At 63.2% G+C, this 17,412-nt stretch carries 16 protein-coding genes; 15 read left to right on the top strand and 1 reads right to left on the bottom strand.

Features of this window, described 5'->3' with window-relative positions; all coding sequences use genetic code 11:
• The first annotated feature begins 276 nt into the window (after window positions 1-276).
• The 15 genes from mnmG to DPV74_RS18340 all read left to right on the top strand — a co-directional run bounded on the left by mnmG (window position 277) and on the right by DPV74_RS18340 (window position 15,927).
• Window positions 277-2,247 (top strand): tRNA uridine-5-carboxymethylaminomethyl(34) synthesis enzyme MnmG, encoded by a 1,971-nt coding sequence (gene mnmG, locus DPV74_RS18410; RefSeq protein WP_119337731.1) that lies wholly within the window; start codon window positions 277-279, stop codon window positions 2,245-2,247.
• A complete protein-coding gene (gene rsmG / locus DPV74_RS18405) occupies window positions 2,244-2,930 on the top strand; it encodes a 16S rRNA (guanine(527)-N(7))-methyltransferase RsmG (protein WP_048023976.1) in 687 nt (228 codons plus the stop codon). The genes mnmG and rsmG overlap by 4 nt, the downstream gene beginning before the upstream one ends.
• 56 nt (window positions 2,931-2,986) lie before the next feature.
• Window positions 2,987-3,766 carry a ParA family protein gene (locus DPV74_RS18400; protein ID WP_027788714.1) on the top strand — a complete coding sequence of 260 codons (780 nt, stop codon included), beginning with the start codon at window positions 2,987-2,989 and terminating at the stop codon, window positions 3,764-3,766.
• A 31-nt stretch (window positions 3,767-3,797) separates the two neighbouring features.
• Window positions 3,798-4,691, top strand: coding sequence for a ParB/RepB/Spo0J family partition protein (locus tag DPV74_RS18395; protein ID WP_027788713.1), 894 nt, complete (start codon window positions 3,798-3,800; stop codon window positions 4,689-4,691).
• A 10-nt stretch (window positions 4,692-4,701) separates the two neighbouring features.
• Window positions 4,702-5,832: an SLC13 family permease gene (locus DPV74_RS18390; RefSeq protein ID WP_027788712.1), complete on the top strand. Its 1,131-nt coding sequence runs from the start codon at window positions 4,702-4,704 to the stop codon at window positions 5,830-5,832.
• A 567-nt stretch (window positions 5,833-6,399) separates the two neighbouring features.
• Window positions 6,400-6,924, top strand: a complete 525-nt coding sequence (locus DPV74_RS18385; RefSeq protein WP_021160441.1) for an ATP synthase subunit I — start codon at window positions 6,400-6,402, stop codon at window positions 6,922-6,924.
• A gap of 109 nt (window positions 6,925-7,033) precedes the next feature.
• On the top strand, window positions 7,034-7,885 hold the full coding sequence (gene atpB, locus DPV74_RS18380; protein WP_012492242.1) for a F0F1 ATP synthase subunit A: 852 nt from the start codon (window positions 7,034-7,036) through the stop codon (window positions 7,883-7,885).
• Window positions 7,886-7,960: 75 nt separating this feature from the next.
• Window positions 7,961-8,233: a F0F1 ATP synthase subunit C gene (gene atpE / locus DPV74_RS18375; protein ID WP_021160442.1), complete on the top strand. Its 273-nt coding sequence runs from the start codon at window positions 7,961-7,963 to the stop codon at window positions 8,231-8,233.
• A gap of 129 nt (window positions 8,234-8,362) precedes the next feature.
• Window positions 8,363-8,833: a F0F1 ATP synthase subunit B gene (locus tag DPV74_RS18370; RefSeq protein ID WP_021160443.1), complete on the top strand. Its 471-nt coding sequence runs from the start codon at window positions 8,363-8,365 to the stop codon at window positions 8,831-8,833.
• Window positions 8,834-8,835: 2 nt separating this feature from the next.
• Window positions 8,836-9,375, top strand: a complete 540-nt coding sequence (locus DPV74_RS18365) for a F0F1 ATP synthase subunit delta (RefSeq protein WP_006482713.1) — start codon at window positions 8,836-8,838, stop codon at window positions 9,373-9,375.
• Window positions 9,376-9,419: 44 nt separating this feature from the next.
• Complete coding sequence (gene atpA, locus DPV74_RS18360; protein ID WP_031397081.1) at window positions 9,420-10,961, top strand: F0F1 ATP synthase subunit alpha; 1,542 nt, start codon at window positions 9,420-9,422, stop codon at window positions 10,959-10,961.
• Window positions 10,962-11,030: 69 nt separating this feature from the next.
• Window positions 11,031-11,906, top strand: a complete 876-nt coding sequence (gene atpG / locus DPV74_RS18355; RefSeq protein WP_021160445.1) for a F0F1 ATP synthase subunit gamma — start codon at window positions 11,031-11,033, stop codon at window positions 11,904-11,906.
• Between the two features lie 66 nt (window positions 11,907-11,972).
• A complete protein-coding gene (atpD, locus tag DPV74_RS18350) occupies window positions 11,973-13,367 on the top strand; it encodes a F0F1 ATP synthase subunit beta (protein ID WP_011350527.1) in 1,395 nt (464 codons plus the stop codon).
• Window positions 13,368-13,520: 153 nt separating this feature from the next.
• Window positions 13,521-13,946: a F0F1 ATP synthase subunit epsilon gene (locus DPV74_RS18345; RefSeq protein ID WP_006477288.1), complete on the top strand. Its 426-nt coding sequence runs from the start codon at window positions 13,521-13,523 to the stop codon at window positions 13,944-13,946.
• Window positions 13,947-14,199: 253 nt separating this feature from the next.
• Window positions 14,200-15,927 carry an AMP-binding protein gene (locus tag DPV74_RS18340; RefSeq protein ID WP_119337730.1) on the top strand — a complete coding sequence of 576 codons (1,728 nt, stop codon included), beginning with the start codon at window positions 14,200-14,202 and terminating at the stop codon, window positions 15,925-15,927.
• Between the two features lie 743 nt (window positions 15,928-16,670).
• On the opposite strand, the gene DPV74_RS18335 is transcribed toward DPV74_RS18340, so the two are convergent.
• On the bottom strand, window positions 16,671-17,412 hold a 742-nt coding region (locus DPV74_RS18335), incomplete at its 5' end, for a transporter substrate-binding domain-containing protein (protein WP_119337728.1).

Raw genomic sequence — 17,412 nt, 5'->3', positions numbered from 1 at the left:
CGTGCGGGGCACAGGCATCGAACGGGTATGTGTTCCACGTGAAATTTCCCGGCAAGCGAATTTTTTTGCACAGGTGCAACGATGTGGCGCCGGCGGGCCGGAAGCGTTGCCGGAGTGGGCTCTGCGCCACGGATTCTTCGGCCGAGCACAGAAAAATCGCCGAAATGCACAGACCCTACCATTCGGACGGCCTTCGGGTGAAAAGCGAACCCGCTATAATTCGGCCCATACATTTCTCAGATAGGTTCGTGCGCCGTCCTGCGTACGGAATCCACCATGCTTTTTCCCACAGAATTTGACGTTATCGTCGTCGGTGGCGGTCATGCCGGCACGGAAGCCGCGCTGGCGTCCGCCCGCATGGGCGCAAAGACATTACTGCTGACCCACAACATCGAAACGCTTGGGCAGATGAGCTGCAATCCGTCGATCGGCGGCATCGGCAAGGGCCATCTGGTCAAGGAAGTCGATGCGCTGGGCGGCGCAATGGCAGCCGCGACCGACGAGAGCGGTATTCAGTTCCGGATCCTCAATTCGTCGAAGGGGCCGGCCGTGCGCGCGACGCGTGCGCAGGCCGATCGCATCCTGTACAAGGCCGCGATTCGCCACCGGCTCGAGAATCAGCCGAACCTGTGGCTGTTCCAGCAGGCTGTCGACGACCTGATGGTCGAAGGCGACCGCGTGGTGGGCGCCGTCACGCAGATCGGCATCCGCTTCCGTGCGCGTGCGGTCGTGCTGACCGCCGGTACGTTCCTCGACGGCAAGATTCACGTCGGCCTGAACAACTATACGGGTGGTCGTGCGGGCGATCCGGCGGCCGTGTCGCTGTCATCGCGCCTGAAGGAGCTGAAGCTGCCGCAGGGCCGCCTGAAGACCGGTACGCCGCCGCGTATCGATGGTCGCTCGATCGACTTCTCGCAGCTGGATGAACAGCCGGGCGATCTCGATCCAATCCCCGTCTTCTCGTTCCTGGGCCGTGCGGAGCAGCATCCGCAGCAACTGCCGTGCTGGGTCACGCATACGAACGAGCGCACGCACGACATCATTCGTGGCGGCCTCGACCGTTCGCCTATGTATACAGGCGTGATCGAAGGCGTCGGGCCGCGCTATTGCCCGTCGATCGAGGACAAGATTCACCGGTTCGCTTCGAAGGAATCGCACCAGATCTTCCTGGAACCGGAAGGGCTGACGACCAACGAGTTCTACCCGAACGGGATTTCGACGAGCCTGCCGTTCGACATCCAGCTCGAGCTCGTGCACTCGATGCGCGGCCTCGAGAACGCGCATATCCTGCGCCCCGGCTACGCGATCGAGTACGACTACTTCGACCCGCGCGCGCTGAAGGCGTCGCTCGAAACGAAGGCGATTAACGGGCTGTTCTTTGCGGGCCAGATCAACGGGACGACGGGCTATGAAGAAGCGGCCGCGCAGGGTCTGCTGGCCGGTCTCAACGCTGGCCGCTACGTGCAGGAGAAGGACGCATGGTGCCCGCGCCGTGACCAGGCCTACCTTGGCGTGCTGGTCGACGATCTCGTGACGCGCGGTGTGGCCGAGCCGTACCGGATGTTCACGAGCCGCGCCGAGTATCGCCTCAGCCTGCGTGAAGACAATGCCGACATGCGCTTGACCGAGATCGGCCGCGAACTGGGACTCGTCGACGACGCACGCTGGGACGCATTCAGCCGGAAGCGCGACGCTGTTTCACGTGAAACCGAACGCCTGAAGTCGACGTGGGTCACGCCGAAGACGTTGCCGTCGGAAGAGGCGACCGCGCTCCTCGGCAAGGCGATCGACCATGAATACAGCCTCGCCGAACTGCTGCGCCGTCCGGGTATCAGCTACGACGGTGTGTGCGGACTGAAGGGCGGCGAGTGCGGCCCCGCCGAGCCGCTGGCCGACGATCCGGTGCTGCTCGAGCAGATCAAGGAGCAGGTCGAGATCGGCATCAAGTATCAGGGCTACATCGAGCGCCAGGCATCGGAAATCGAACGCAACGATGCGAACGAGAACACGCGCCTGCCCGACGGTATCGATTACCGCGAAGTCCGCGGACTGTCGTTCGAGGTGAGCCAGAAGCTCAACGAGTTCCGACCGGAAACGATCGGGCAGGCGTCGCGCATCTCGGGTGTCACGCCGGCGGCAATCTCGCTGCTGATGGTGCACCTGAAGCGTCGCGGCCTGGGCCGCCGTAATGGCACGGCCGAAGCGGCAGCGGAGCAGGGGGACGGCGCCGTCCCGACGCAACAATGACGGCGCGTCGCGCGCCGGCGGTTAATCGGGACGTACTGGAACAGATGCTCGTCGAAGGCACGACGGCGCTCGACCTCACGCTGACGGATGCACAACGCAACCAGCTGCTCGACTATGTCGCGCTGCTCGGCAAGTGGAACGCGGTCTACAACCTGACCGCGATCCGCGACCCGAAGCAGATGCTGATCCAGCACATCCTCGATTCGCTTTCCATCGTTCCGCATCTGCGTGGCCGTGCATCGGCCCGCGTGCTCGACGTCGGCTCGGGCGGTGGATTGCCCGGTATCGTGCTGGCGATCGTCGAGCCGGATTGGCAGATCACGCTGAACGATATCGTGCAGAAGAAGTCTGCATTCCAGACCCAGATGCGTGCGGAGCTGAAGCTCGCGAACCTGTCGGTGGTCACGGGGCGGGTCGAATCGCTGCAGCCGGGTGTCGAAGTGCCGGAAAAATTCGACATGATCGTATCCCGCGCTTTCGCGGATCTGTCCGACTTCGTTAAACTTGCTCGACACCTGGTTGCGCCGGGCGGATCGATCTGGGCAATGAAGGGCGTTCATCCGGACGACGAGATTGCGCGGTTGCCGGAAGGCAGCCGCGTGAAGCAGACGATACGGCTGGCGGTGCCGTTGCTCGATGCCGAACGGCATCTGATCGAAGTGGCCGTCGACGAAGCGAATTGAAGGGCCGGCGCGCGATGGCGCGCCGTTTGTTTGAAGGTAAAGGGAACACACCAACGATGGCAAAGATCTTCTGCGTTGCGAACCAGAAGGGGGGCGTCGGCAAGACGACGACATCGGTCAATCTCGCCGCAAGCCTTGCAGCGCAGGAGCAACGAGTCCTGCTGATCGATCTCGACCCTCAGGGTAACGCGACGATGGGCAGCGGGATCGACAAGGCTGCTTGCGAAGCGACCGTGTACGAGGTGCTGGTCGACGGCGTGTCGGTGACCGACGCGCGCATCCGGCCGGACGGCGTCACCTACGATGTGCTGCCCGCGAACCGCGAGCTGTCTGGTGCCGAGATCGAACTGATCAGCATCGACAACCGCGAGCGCCGGCTGAAGGCCGCGCTCGAGCACGTGGCCGACGACTACGATTTCGTGCTGATCGATTGCCCGCCGACGCTGTCGCTGCTGACGCTGAACGGCTTGTGCGCGGCACATGGCGTCGTGATCCCCATGCAGTGCGAATACTTTGCACTGGAGGGGTTGTCGGACCTCGTCAACACGATCAAGCAGGTTCACGCGAACATGAACCGCGACCTGAAGATCATCGGCTTGCTGCGTGTGATGTTCGATCCGCGCATCACGCTGCAGCAGCAAGTCTCCGATCAACTGAAAGCGCACTTCGGCGACAAGGTGTTCGACGCGGTGATTCCGCGCAACGTGCGCCTGGCGGAAGCGCCGAGTTACGGGCTGCCGGGCGTCGTGTTCGACCGCAGCTCGCGCGGTGCGCAAGCGTATCTCCAGTTCGGTGCCGAGATGATCGACCGCGTTCGCGCGTTCGAGGTGTCGTGATCCGGACATGAGCGAAGCGAGGAAGAAAGACATGAACGCGGTACCAAAGAAGAAGGGCTTGGGACGTGGCCTCGAAGCGCTGCTCGGCGGCAGTGCCGATATCACCGAAGCGGTGAAGATCGAAGGGGCACCGAACACGCTCGCGCTCGGCAAGCTGCAGGCCGGCAAGTACCAGCCGCGGACGCGGATGGACGAAGGCAGCCTGCAGGAGCTCGCGGCGAGCATTCGCGCACAGGGCGTGATGCAGCCGATCCTGGTACGGCCCATTTCGTCAGACAAATACGAGATCATCGCGGGCGAGCGCCGTTTCCGCGCGGCACGCCTGGCGGGCCTCGATGAAGTGCCGGTGCTCGTGAAGGATGTGTCCGACCAGGCCGCCGCGGCGATGGCGCTGATCGAGAACATCCAGCGCGAGGATCTGAACCCGCTCGAAGAGGCGCACGGTATCCAGCGCCTGCTCGACGAGTTCGGTTTCACGCACGAACAGGCGGCCGAATCGGTCGGCCGTTCGCGCAGCGCGGTGTCGAACCTACTGCGCCTGCTGAACCTGGCTTCGCCGGTGCAGACGATGCTGCTGGCCGGTGATCTCGACATGGGGCACGCGCGCGCGCTGCTCGCCGTCGATGCGGCCACGCAGATCACGCTCGCCCATCAGGTCGTCAACAAGCGCATGTCGGTGCGGGAGACCGAGAAGCTCGTCACGCACACGACGAAGGAAGCGCCGGCCGTGAAGGCGCGCGCGAAGGACGACGGCGGGCGCGATACGCGCCGTCTCGAGGAGGAGTTGTCCGATCTGCTCGCGTCGACGGTGAAGATCAAGCTCGGCCGCCGCGGACGAGGGCAGGTCACGATCGACTTCGGCAACCTCGACGCGCTCGAGGGCATTCTCGTGCGGCTGCGCGGCAACGTCGCGACCGAAGAGTAACGCGGTGCCGATGGAGAAGACGGGCGCGCCGACGCCGCGCCGGTGGCTGGGATGGCTTGCGCAGGAGCCGGTGCTGTCGGTGCTCGTACTTGGCCTGATCGTGCTGCAATGGGTGCGTCCGCAACCATTTTCCGTGTTGGCCGGTCGCGTCGACTGGCAGACGGTCGCGACGCTGGCGGGCCTGCTGATGCTGACCAAGGCGCTCGAGTTGTCCGGCTGCCTGATGTGGCTCGCACACCGCATCGTGCATCACGTGCATTCCGAACGCGGGCTCGCGTTGTTGCTCGTGGGGTTCGCCGCGTTGTTGTCGATGTGGCTCACCAACGACGTCGCGCTGTTCGTCGTCGTGCCGTTGATGGTCTCGTTGCGTGCGCTGACGCCACTGCCGTTCCGGCGGCTCGTGATCGTCGTCGCGCTGGCGGTCAACGCGGGGTCCGTCGCGACGCCGCTCGGCAATCCCCAGAATCTATTCCTGTGGCAATTGAGCGGTGCGTCGTTCGGCCGCTTCGTGGTCACGCTCGGGCCGCTCGCGATCGCGCTGATGGCGCTGCTGCTCGTGCTGACCGCATGCGCGTTTCGCGCAAAGCCGCTCGACTTGTCCGGCGATGTCACAGCGCTGCCCGTGCAACGCATGCACGCGCTGATCGCGGCGGTGCTGTTCGCCGCGTTCGTGCTGCTCGCCGATGCGCATCATCCGCTGCCCGGTCTCGTCGGTGTCGCCATCGTGCTGCTCGCCGTCAAACGCGACGCAGTCCTGAAGATCGACTGGCTGCTGCTGCTGATCTTCGTACTGATGTTCGTCGTGCTGCGTACCGCGGCTGCGCTGCCCGTCGTGCACGACACGATTGCGAATGCGCAACTCGATTCGCCGCTGCGCGTCTACGCGGCCGGCGCGCTGTTGTCACAGGTCATCAGCAATGTACCGGCCGCGATCCTGCTGTCGGAATTCACGCACGACTGGCGTGCGCTCGCGTTCGGCGTATCGGTCGGCGGCTTTGGCTTCGCGATCGGTTCGCTTGCGAACCTGATCGCGGTGCGTCTCGCGAAGGAGCCGCGCATGTGGCTGCCGTTCCATCTGGTCTCGATTCCGTTCGCACTCGCCAGTGCGGCGGTCGGTGCGTGGCTGCTCGTTCACGGTTGAGTGACGCGGCTGCGCGCGGCACAGCCGTGCGATTCGGGTGGCGGGGCGGGTGCACAGTATTCGCGCTGGTTGCGGGGCTGTTGATAAGTCCGGCAATTCACAGTCGATCGCCTGTGGTGGCACGACAACTGATTGGATGATTCGACGCGTCGGCGTCGGCCCCGATTTCGGGCATCCGGTGCCGCGGGGTGGTCACAGGTTTTTCGTGCTCGGCGCTTCGTGCTTGGCGCGAGCCCGGGGCCGCGTCAGGCGTGGATTCCGGATGGCGTTCGAGTCGTCCCGCCTGCACCCGCATCGGGCCTCGTTTCCTTGTCATTTCCTCGTCGCCGGATTTTTTCGAGCAAGAAATACCGGCGCAAAAAAGCGACCTTACAACTGTCATCGTACGTCGTCGAATCGCGTGTTTTTTCACATGATGAGGCGTCGTTTTACGCAGGTTTTTGTCGCGTCTAAAGCCTTGAATCACTTGCAACTATCGCTTACAATCGCCCGGATTTGTTAGCTAGGCACCCCTGAAAGCTTTCAGAAAGCTTGGGGCCGGGTTCAAGGATTTTGCGGAAGATTGCGATGGCGGGTCAGGCGCCGGACGACAGGCACGATGATCAGCGCACGCAACGCACCGCTTCGGCGGCCGGCGAGCGGCGCGAATCCGACGATGACTGGGACGCCGAGCAGCAAGATAACAACATCGTTCCGCTCACGCGGGCAGAAGCCGAAAAGCTGTTCGGCCCGAACGTGAGCAAGCCCTCGCGCGTGACCCCCTATAAGGTGGTATTCGCGCAAGTGGTTCTGTCCCTGGTTGCAACGCTGGCGTGGTGGCTGTTTTCGAAGTCGCCGGGCGCCGCTGCGCAATCCGCGTTTCTGGGCGGAGCGATCGGCTGGGTGCCGAGTGCGGTATTCGTGGCACGACTGAAGGCAGGTGGTTCGGCCACCGTGATGAGCTGGGTGATGGGCGAAGCCCTGAAGCTCGCTCTGACGATCGGGATGTTCACTGCAGTGGCGTTCGGCTGGGCCGGCGTGCACTGGGTGCCGTTCCTCGTCACGTACCTCGTCGTGCTGAAGACGTACTGGATCGCACTGGCCTGGCGGTAAGGAACAAGCAGCGTGCGGTTTCGACAACGAACCGCGCCGGCCCGTTCCCGCAATAGCGTGTTGCGGAACTGGCAAAACGATTTTCGACAATTTGGGTGGCATTAACGATATGGCAGCTAGCGAAGGCACGCGCGGTCCGGATCCGTCCGAGTACATTGCGCACCACTTGCAGAATTTCTCCACCTCGCATCAGACGTCGATTTTCGACATCCACGTCTGGAATCTCGACACGCTGTTCTGGTCGATCGTTTGCGGCATCGTGACGATCGTCCTGCTGCGTCTGGCTGCCCGCAAGGCGACGTCGGGCGTGCCGGGCCGTTTCCAGTGCGCGATCGAGATGCTCGTCGAGATGGTCGAAGACCAATCGAAGGCCATCGTTCACGGCAATCGTACCTTCATCGCTCCGCTCGCGCTCACGGTGTTCGTGTGGGTCGCGCTGATGAACTCCCTCGACTTCCTCCCGGTTGACCTGCCGGGCCGCGTGATCGGCCTGCTCGGTCTGTCGGACGTGATTTCCCACCATCGCATCGTCCCGACGGCCGACCTGAACGGCACGCTCGGCATCGCGCTCGGCGTGTTCGTCCTGATGATCTACTACAGCATCAAGATCAAGGGCGCGGGCGGCTTTGTGCATGAGCTGCTGTCGGCACCGTTCGGCGCCCACCCGCTGCTGTGGATCCCTAACCTCGCGCTCAACATCGTCGAATATCTCGCCAAGACCGTCTCCCTCGGTATGCGGCTGTTCGGCAACATGTACGCGGGTGAGCTGTTGTTCCTGTTGATCGCCCTGCTCGGCAGCATGTGGAGCTTCGGTGGCGACGCAACGTTCCTCGGCTTCGTTGGCCACGTGATCGCGGGCAGCGTCTGGGCAATCTTCCACATCCTGATTGTTCTGTTGCAGGCATTCATTTTCATGATGCTGACGCTGGTGTATCTCGGCCAGGCGCACGACAAGCACTAAGCGCGGCGTGCAAAAAAGAGTTTCCGTTTTAGTTTTTTAAATCTCAGTTCCAAGTCTTTTCACAAAGGAGTGATCATGCAAGCTTACATCGCCAACATCCAGGGTCTGACCGCCATCGGTATCGGCATCATCATCGGCCTGGGTGCAATCGGCGCCTGTATCGGTATCGCGCTGATGGGTGGTAAGTACATCGAAGCCTGCGCACGTCAGCCGGAACTCATCAACCCGCTGCAAACGAAGATGTTCCTGCTGGCTGGTCTGATCGACGCGGCATTCCTGATCGGCGTGGGTGTTGCAATGCTGTTCGCGTTCGCGAACCCGCTCCTGTCGAAGCTCGTCGCAGGCTAAGGTTCCTCGGAAATATGCGTCCGGCGTGAGCCGGCGCAGGGCGGAACGGAGACTTGGGGCGCTGATCGAATGCAACTCGATGAGCGCCTTACCGTTTCATTTTTCCGGAATAGCAGATAAGGAAACACCGTGAATCTCAACGCAACTCTGTTTGCGCAAATGGTCGTGTTCCTGGTCCTCGCGTGGTTCACGATGAAGTTCGTGTGGCCGCCGTTGATCAACGCCCTCGACGAACGTTCGAAGAAGATCGCCGACGGCCTCGCCGCCGCCGAGAAGGGCAAGGCAGAACTCGACGCAGCGCACAAGCGCGTGGACCAGGAACTCGCGCAGGCCCGCAATGACGGCCAGCAGCGCATCGCCGACGCTGAAAAGCGTGCCCAGGCGGTCGCCGAGGAAATCAAGGCCAACGCCCAGGCTGAAGCCGCCCGCATCGTCGCCCAGGCGAAGGCGGAAGCAGAACAGCAAATCGTGAAGGCGCGCGAAGCGCTGCGTGGCGAAGTCGCTACGCTGGCCGTGAAGGGCGCCGAGCAGATCCTGAAGCGCGAAGTCGATCAAACGGCCCACGCCCAACTGCTGAATCAACTGAAAGCCGAGCTCTGATCATGGCCGAACTTGCAACCATCGCCCGCCCTTACGCAGAAGCGCTGTTCCGCGTGGCCGAGGGCGGTGACATCGCCGCCTGGTCCACGCTCGTGCAAGAGCTGGCCCAGGTTGCGCGTCTGCCGGAAGTGCTGTCGGTCGCGTCGAGCCCGAAGGTGACGCGCACGCAAGTAGCCGAGTTGCTGCTTGCTGCTGCGAAGTCGCCGCTCGCGGCCGGCGCCGAAGCGAAGAACTTCGTGCAGATGCTGGTCGACAATCATCGCATCGCGCTGCTGCCGGAAATTGCCGAGCAGTTCGAGGCGCTCAAGAACGAACGTGAAGGTGCCGCCGACGCCGAGATCGTGAGCGCGTTCCCGCTGAACGGCGCGGATCTCGACAGTCTCGTCTCGGGCCTCGAACGCAAGTTCAAGCGCAAGCTGAAACCGACGGTCGAAGTCGATTCGTCGCTGATCGGCGGCGTGCGCGTGACGGTCGGCGACGAAGTGCTCGACACCTCGGTTCGCGCGCGCCTCGCATCGATGCAGGCTGCCTTGACCGCCTGAGCGCCACGCCGGCACGCAACAGAATTGACTATCAGGAGCGAATAATGCAACTCAATCCCTCTGAGATCAGCGAGCTGATCAAGAGCCGGATCCAGGGCCTTGAAGCGAGCGCAGACGTTCGCAACCAGGGCACCGTGATCTCCGTGACCGACGGTATCGTGCGTATCCACGGCCTGTCGGACGTGATGCAGGGCGAAATGCTCGAGTTTCCGGGCAACACGTTCGGCCTCGCGCTGAACCTCGAGCGCGACTCGGTCGGCGCGGTGATTCTCGGCGAATACGAACACATCTCGGAAGGCGACATCGTCAAGACGACGGGCCGCATTCTCGAAGTCCCGGTTGGCCCGGAACTCGTCGGCCGCGTGGTCGATGCGCTCGGCAACCCGATCGACGGCAAGGGCCCGGTCAACGCGAAGCTGACCGATGCGATCGAAAAGATCGCCCCGGGCGTGATCTGGCGTAAGTCGGTGTCGCAGCCGGTGCAGACGGGCATCAAGTCGATCGACGCGATGGTGCCGATCGGCCGTGGCCAGCGTGAGCTGATCATCGGCGACCGTCAGTGCGGCAAGACCGCGGTGGCGCTCGACGCGATCATCAACCAGAAGGGCAAGGACCTGATCTGTATCTACGTCGCGATCGGCCAGAAGGCTTCGTCGATCATGAACGTGGTTCGCAAGCTCGAAGAAACGGGCGCGATGGAATACACGATCGTCGTCGCCGCTTCGGCTTCGGATTCGGCAGCGATGCAGTACCTCGCACCGTACGCCGGCTGCACGATGGGCGAATACTTCCGCGACCGCGGTCAAGACGCGCTGATCATCTATGACGACTTGACCAAGCAGGCCTGGGCATACCGTCAGATCTCGCTGCTGCTGCGCCGCCCGCCGGGCCGTGAAGCGTACCCGGGCGACGTGTTCTATCTGCACTCGCGTCTGCTCGAGCGTGCAGCTCGCGTGTCGGAAGAGTACGTCGAGAAGTTCACGAACGGCGAAGTGAAGGGCAAGAGCGGCTCGCTGACGGCACTGCCGGTCATCGAAACGCAGGCTGGCGACGTGACCGCGTTCGTTCCGACGAACGTGATCTCGATTACCGACGGCCAGATCTTCCTGGAAACCGACCTGTTCAACGCAGGCATCCGCCCGGCAATCAACGCCGGCGTGTCGGTGTCGCGAGTCGGTGGCGCCGCTCAGACGAAGGTCGTGAAGAAGCTGTCGGGCGGTATCCGTACCGACCTCGCGCAGTACCGTGAACTGGCGGCATTCGCCCAGTTCGCATCGGACCTCGACGAAGCGACCCGCAAGCAGCTCGAGCGCGGCCGCCGCGTGACGGAACTGCTGAAGCAGCCGCAGTACCAGCCGCTGCAGGTCTGGGAACTGGCCGTGTCGCTGTACGCCGCGAACAACGGCTACCTCGACGACCTCGACGTCAAGCAAGTGCTGTCGTTCGAGAAGGGCCTGCGCGAATACCTGAAGACCAGCCACGCTGACCTCATCAAGCGCATCGAAGACACCAAGGATCTCTCGAAGGACGACGAAGGCGCACTGCGCTCGGCGATCGAATCCTTCAAGAAGTCCGGTGCCTATTGATCCGCGAGTGACACACTGAGGCCGCGCGGGTGCTGATGCGCCCGCGCCGCTTCGGTCAAGGAGCAAGCTATGGCTGGAATGAAGGAAATTCGCGGGAAGATCAAGAGCGTGCAGAACACGCGCAAGATCACGAAGGCGATGGAGATGGTGGCCGCATCGAAGATGCGTCGCGCGCAGGAACGCATGCGCGCCGCTCGTCCGTATGCGGACAAGGTCCGTGCCATCGCCGCGCACATGAGCCGCGCGAACCCGGAGTACCGTCACCCGTTCATGGTGGCGAACGAAGGCGCGAACACGGCCGGCATCATTCTCGTCACGACGGACAAGGGTCTGTGCGGCGGTTTGAACACCAACGTGCTGCGTGCGACGGTTCAGAAGTTCAAGGAGCTGGAAGAGAAGGGCCAGAAGGTCGAAGCTACCGCGATCGGTAGCAAGGGCCTCGGGTTCCTGAACCGCTTCGGCGCGAAGGTGATGTCGCAGGTCGTGCACCTCGGCGACACCCCGCATCTGGACAAGCTGATCGGCGCCGTGAAGACGCAGCTCGATCTGTACTCGGAAGGCAAGCTGTCGGCGGTTTATATCGCTTACACGCGCTTCGTCAACACGATGAAGCAGGAAGCCGTGATCGAGCAGTTGCTGCCGCTGTCGTCGGAACACTTCGAAGCCGATGACGGTACGCCGGCCACGTCGTGGGACTACATCTACGAGCCGGACGCGCAGGCAGTCGTCGACGAACTGCTCGTGCGTTACGTCGAGGCGCTGGTGTACCAGGCCGTCGCGGAAAACATGGCGTCCGAGCAATCGGCGCGCATGGTCGCGATGAAGGCCGCGTCCGACAACGCGAAGACGGTGATCAGCGAACTGCAGCTCGTGTACAACAAGAGCCGCCAGGCCGCGATCACGAAAGAACTGTCGGAGATCGTCGGCGGCGCAGCCGCTGTTTAAGCGCGCGCCACGGACGACAACTGCGCCTTTGCGCGAGTAAAGAATCAGGTATTTAAAGGAAAAGCGATGAGTACTGCTGCTTTGGTAGAAGGCAAGATCGTACAGTGCATCGGCGCCGTTATCGACGTGGAATTCCCGCGCGACAGCATGCCGAAGATCTACGACGCGCTCATTCTCGATGGCTCGGAACTGACGCTCGAAGTCCAGCAGCAGCTGGGCGACGGCGTGGTCCGTACCATTTGTCTGGGTGCATCCGACGGCCTGCGCCGCGGCCTGACCGTGAAGAACACGGCAAAGCCGATCTCGGTGCCGGTCGGCAAGCCGACCCTCGGCCGAATCATGGACGTCCTCGGCCGTCCGATCGACGAAGCCGGCCCGATCGAAAGCGAAACGACGCGTTCGATCCACCAGAAGGCTCCGGCGTTCGACGAACTGTCGCCGTCGACCGAACTGCTCGAAACGGGTATCAAGGTTATCGACCTGATCTGCCCGTTCGCAAAGGGCGGCAAGGTTGGCCTGTTCGGCGGTGCTGGCGTGGGCAAGACCGTCAACATGATGGAGCTCATCAACAACATCGCGAAGGAGCACGGCGGTTACTCCGTGTTCGCGGGCGTGGGCGAGCGTACCCGTGAAGGGAACGACTTCTACCACGAAATGAAGGACTCGAACGTTCTCGACAAGGTCGCGCTGGTGTACGGCCAGATGAACGAGCCGCCGGGCAACCGTCTGCGCGTCGCGCTGACCGGCCTGACGATGGCCGAGCACTTCCGTGACGAAGGCCTCGACGTGCTGTTCTTCGTCGACAACATCTACCGTTTCACGCTGGCCGGTACCGAAGTGTCGGCACTGCTCGGCCGTATGCCGTCGGCAGTGGGCTATCAGCCGACGCTGGCTGAAGAAATGGGCAAGCTGCAAGAGCGCATCACGTCGACCAAGAAGGGCTCGATTACGTCGGTCCAGGCCGTGTACGTCCCTGCGGACGACTTGACCGACCCGTCGCCGGCTACGACCTTCGGCCACCTGGACGCAACCGTCGTTCTGTCGCGTGACATCGCTTCGCTGGGTATCTACCCGGCGGTCGACCCGCTCGACTCGACGTCGCGCCAGATCGACCCGAACGTGATCGGTGAAGAGCACTACTCGATCACCCGTCGCGTTCAGCAGACGCTGCAGCGCTACAAGGAACTGCGCGACATCATCGCGATTCTGGGCATGGACGAACTGTCGCCGGAAGACAAGCTGTCGGTCGCACGCGCGCGTAAGATCCAGCGTTTCCTGTCGCAGCCGTTCCACGTCGCTGAAGTGTTCACGGGCTCGCCGGGCAAGTACGTGCCGCTGAAGGAAACGATCCGTGGCTTCAAGATGATCGTCGACGGCGAGTGCGACCACCTGCCGGAACAGGCGTTCTACATGGTCGGCACGATCGACGAAGCCTTCGAAAAGGCCAAGAAGATCTCGTAAGGGTCAGGCGTAACGCAGCGGGCGCCGCTACGTCCGTGAGGGATACCTTGATGGTATCCGTTCGCGGACAGGCGCTCACGTAATACGCTCAACCCGCCGTGCATGGGATCGGAGCAGGCGCTGAAGCGCTCGTTCCGATCGACAGGAGTCGATATGGCAACCATCAAAGTAGACGTCGTCAGCGCGGAAGAGCAGATCTTCTCGGGCGAGGCGAAATTCGTCGCGCTGCCGGGCGAAACGGGTGAGCTGGGTATTCTGCCGGGTCACACGCCGCTGATCACGCGGATTCGTCCGGGTGCGGTGCGCATCGAAGTCGAGGGCGGCAACGACGAATTCGTGTTCGTCGCGGGCGGCATTCTCGAAGTGCAGCCGGGTGCCGTGACGGTGCTCGCCGACACCGCGATCCGCGGCAAGGACCTCGACGCGGCGAAAGCCGAGGAAGCACGCAAGCGTGCCGAGGAAACGCTGCAGAACGCGAAGTCGGATCTCGACCTCGCGAAGGCGCAATCCGAGCTCGCGACCGCGATGGCGCAGCTCGAAGCGATCCAGCGTCTGGCGAAGATCCGCAGCCGGCACTGAGCCGCGCCGCGTATCCCGCGAAAGAAAGCAGCCTTCGGGCTGCTTTTTTTTCGGCCGTCGGTTTCGTCTGTTTTTACGGGTCGGATCATACCGTCCGGTCGTGCTATTTCACCCGTCCGCAGTAATTCGATGTCAGAGTGTCGTCAGCCGCGCACGGCATCATCCCGGAGAGGCTATCCGTCGCGACGGCGGCGGAGCAGACACGCGTGAGCCGCATGTCGGGCCGGTCAGACAAAAACGGACGGAGACATTCATGGCAGCAGACCTTGGCGTGGGGGCGCTGATCGCGCCCGAAAACGGATTGTCGTACGTGCGCGGCACGACCGACGTGCCGCTCTCCGAAGCGACGATCGGCCGGTTCCTGCTCGACACGGCAGGCCGCTTTCCCGATCGGCCGGCCGTCGTGTTCCGCGAGCAGCAGGTGCGCTGGACCTGGCGCGAGTTCGCGAACGAGGTCGACGTGCTGGCGGCCGGGCTGGCCTCGCTCGGCATCGTGAAGGGCGATCGCGTCGGCATCTGGTCGCCGAACCGCAGCGAATGGCTGCTCACGCAGTTCGCGACCGCGCGGATCGGCGCGGTGCTCGTCAACATCAATCCGGCCTACCGGCTCGCGGAACTCGAATACGCGCTGAACAAGGTCGGCTGTAAAGCCGTGATCGCCGCCGAGCGCTTCAAGACGTCCGCGTACGTCGAGATGCTGCAGACCATCGCGCCGGAACTCGCGTCCGCGACGCCGGGCGACCTGCATGCGGCGCGCGTGCCGAACCTGCGCACGGTCGTGTCGATGGGCGACGTCGCGCCGGCCGGCATGTTCCGCTTCGCGGACGTGATGGCGCGCGGCCGCCAGGCCGTCGATCCCGCGCTGCTCGATGCGATCGGCGCGACGCTCGAGGCCCATGAGCCGATCAACATCCAGTTCACGAGCGGCACGACGGGCAGCCCGAAGGGCGCGACGCTCACGCATCGCAACGTCGTCAACAACGGCCGCTCGATCGCGACCGCGATGCGCTTCACCGAACAGGACACGCTGTGCATCCCGGTGCCGCTGTATCACTGCTTCGGGATGGTGCTCGCAGTGCTCGCGTGCGTGTCGAAGGGGGCGGCGATGGTGTTCCCGGGCGAAGCATTCGACCCGGTCGCGACGCTCGCGGCGGTGGCCAACGAGCGTTGCACCGCGCTGCACGGCGTGCCGACGATGTTCATCGCGGAGCTCGATCATCCGGCGTTCGCGCAATTCGACCTGTCGACGCTGCGCACCGGGATCATGGCCGGCTCGCCGTGCCCGATCGAGACGATGAAGCGCGTCGTGTCGCAGATGCACCTGTCCGAGATCACGATCGCGTACGGGATGACGGAGACGAGCCCCGTGTCGTTCCAGAGCTCGACCGACGACCCGCTCGAGAAGCGCACGACGACGGTCGGCCGCATCCAGCCGCACCTGGAAGTGAAGATCGTCGATCCGGGCGGCGATATCGTGCCGGTCGGCGCGACGGGCGAGCTGTGCACGAAGGGCTATTCGGTGATGCTCGGCTACTGGGACGACGACACGAAGACGCGCGAGGTGCTCGTGGACGGCTGGATGCATACGGGCGACCTCGCGACGCTCGACGCGGACGGTTACTGCAACATCGTCGGCCGGTTGAAGGACATGGTGATTCGCGGCGGCGAGAACGTCTATCCGCGCGAGATCGAGGAATTCCTGTTTCGGCATCCGAAGATTCAGAGCGCGCAGGTATTCGGCGTACCCGATGCGAAGTACGGCGAGGAGCTGTGCGCGTGGATCGTGCTGCGCGCGGACGAGCAGATGACCGAGGACGACGTGCGTGCGTTCTGCAGCGGGCAGATCGCGCACTACAAGATCCCGCGCTACATCCGCTTCGTCGACGAGTTGCCGATGACGGTGACGGGCAAGGTGCAGAAGTTCGTGATGCGCGACCGGATGATCGAGGAGCTGAAGCTCGACGTGCAGAAGACCGCTTAACGCGGCATGAAGAAGGGAAAATGCGCTGGAAAAACGCGGCGGCCTGCGGGCCGTTGCGTTTTCGATGGACGAAAAAAAGCGGGCTTATTAGCCCGCTAAAAACCACACGCTACGGGGTTAGCGCGAGGAGACCAAAGATGAAACCGAGTCCGGCGGGGGGCCGGAAACGACTCCAACAGGGATGCCCCTTGGAAGGGCTTCGGTACGTGACCGACTGGCTCGCAGCGCTTCGCGTCCGCTCACACTTGGCACACGAGACCGCATCCGTGTTGAAACCGTTGAGGCCATTGTGGGCGAATTAATGACCCCTCGCGGTAACAAAGTGTTTCAGGTTGTAACGCCCGCCAGATAAGGCTTTCCGGGATTTTTTGCTGTTTTTGAGGGCCCGAAAAAGGTCATTTTTACCCATATTTTCCGCAGCGTTTTCAGCGCGTGCGCACGATGCGTTTTTCATGCGTATCAGGCTCGACGAATTGCCGATTTACACGCGAGAAAATGCGCGGTTCGGCAGATGCCGCGCATGACGATTCATTCGTCAGAAAGATTTTGAAACGTGATTGGCCGGCGCGGAAGTCGACCGTTCGGCCAGTTCGCCGGCATCGGGCCGATTTTGCCGGCGCCGGCGAGCTGCGTCGAAGTGTAACGGCGGCGATTCGGCCGCCGCCGTGCAGCGATTTTCGCGGGCCGCGGCCGCGGGGTCGGTGCCCGCTAAAGTCACTGCAGGCCGCCGCGTGCGAACCCGCTTACTTCAGCCATTTGTCCGAAATCGCCTGGTATTCGCCGGTCGACAGCGCGAGATGCAGCCACTGATCGACGTACTGCTGGAACGCGACGTCGCCGCGCGGCACCATGTACGCCTTCTCGCCGAACTGGAACGGCTTGTCCGGATGCACCGAGCACAGGCCCGGATTCAGCTTTTGCTGCAGCAGCGTTTCGGACGCATCCGTCACCATCACGTCCGCCTTGCCCGCGAGGATTTGCTTGAAGATCGTTACGTTGTCCGGATAGACCGTGAGGTTCGCGTGCGTGAAATACTGCTTCGCGAAACGCTCGTTGGTGCCGCCCGGGTTCACGATCACGCGCGTTTCCGGCCGGTCGATCTGCGCGACGGTCTGGTATTTGTCGGCGTCCGCGCAGCGCACGATCGGCGTCTTGCCGTCCACGACGTACGGCTGCGTGAAGAACACGCGCTTCTGGCGCTCGAGCGTCGTCGAGACGCCGCCTACCGCGATGTCGCATTTCGCGACAAAGTCGCCGGTCAGGTTCGGCCAGCTCGTCTTCACGTAGTCGGTCTTCACGCCGAGCGACTTCGCGAGCGATTCGGCCATGTCGATGTCGATGCCCTCGAAGCGGCCGTCCGCACGGTAGTACGAATACGGCTTGTAGTCGCCCGTCGTGCAGACGCGCAGCGTGCCGCGCGCGAGCACGTCGTCGAGCCGTGAGCCGGCGCCCGGCGCGGCTGCTGCTGCGCCCGCGGCGGTCTGC

It is taken from the genome of Burkholderia sp. HAN2018 (assembly GCF_024704855.1).
Lineage (GTDB): Bacteria > Pseudomonadota > Gammaproteobacteria > Burkholderiales > Burkholderiaceae > Burkholderia > Burkholderia cepacia.
The sequence above is the reverse complement of the archived record's forward strand: the minus strand, read 5'-3'. Positions and strand labels throughout refer to the sequence as shown.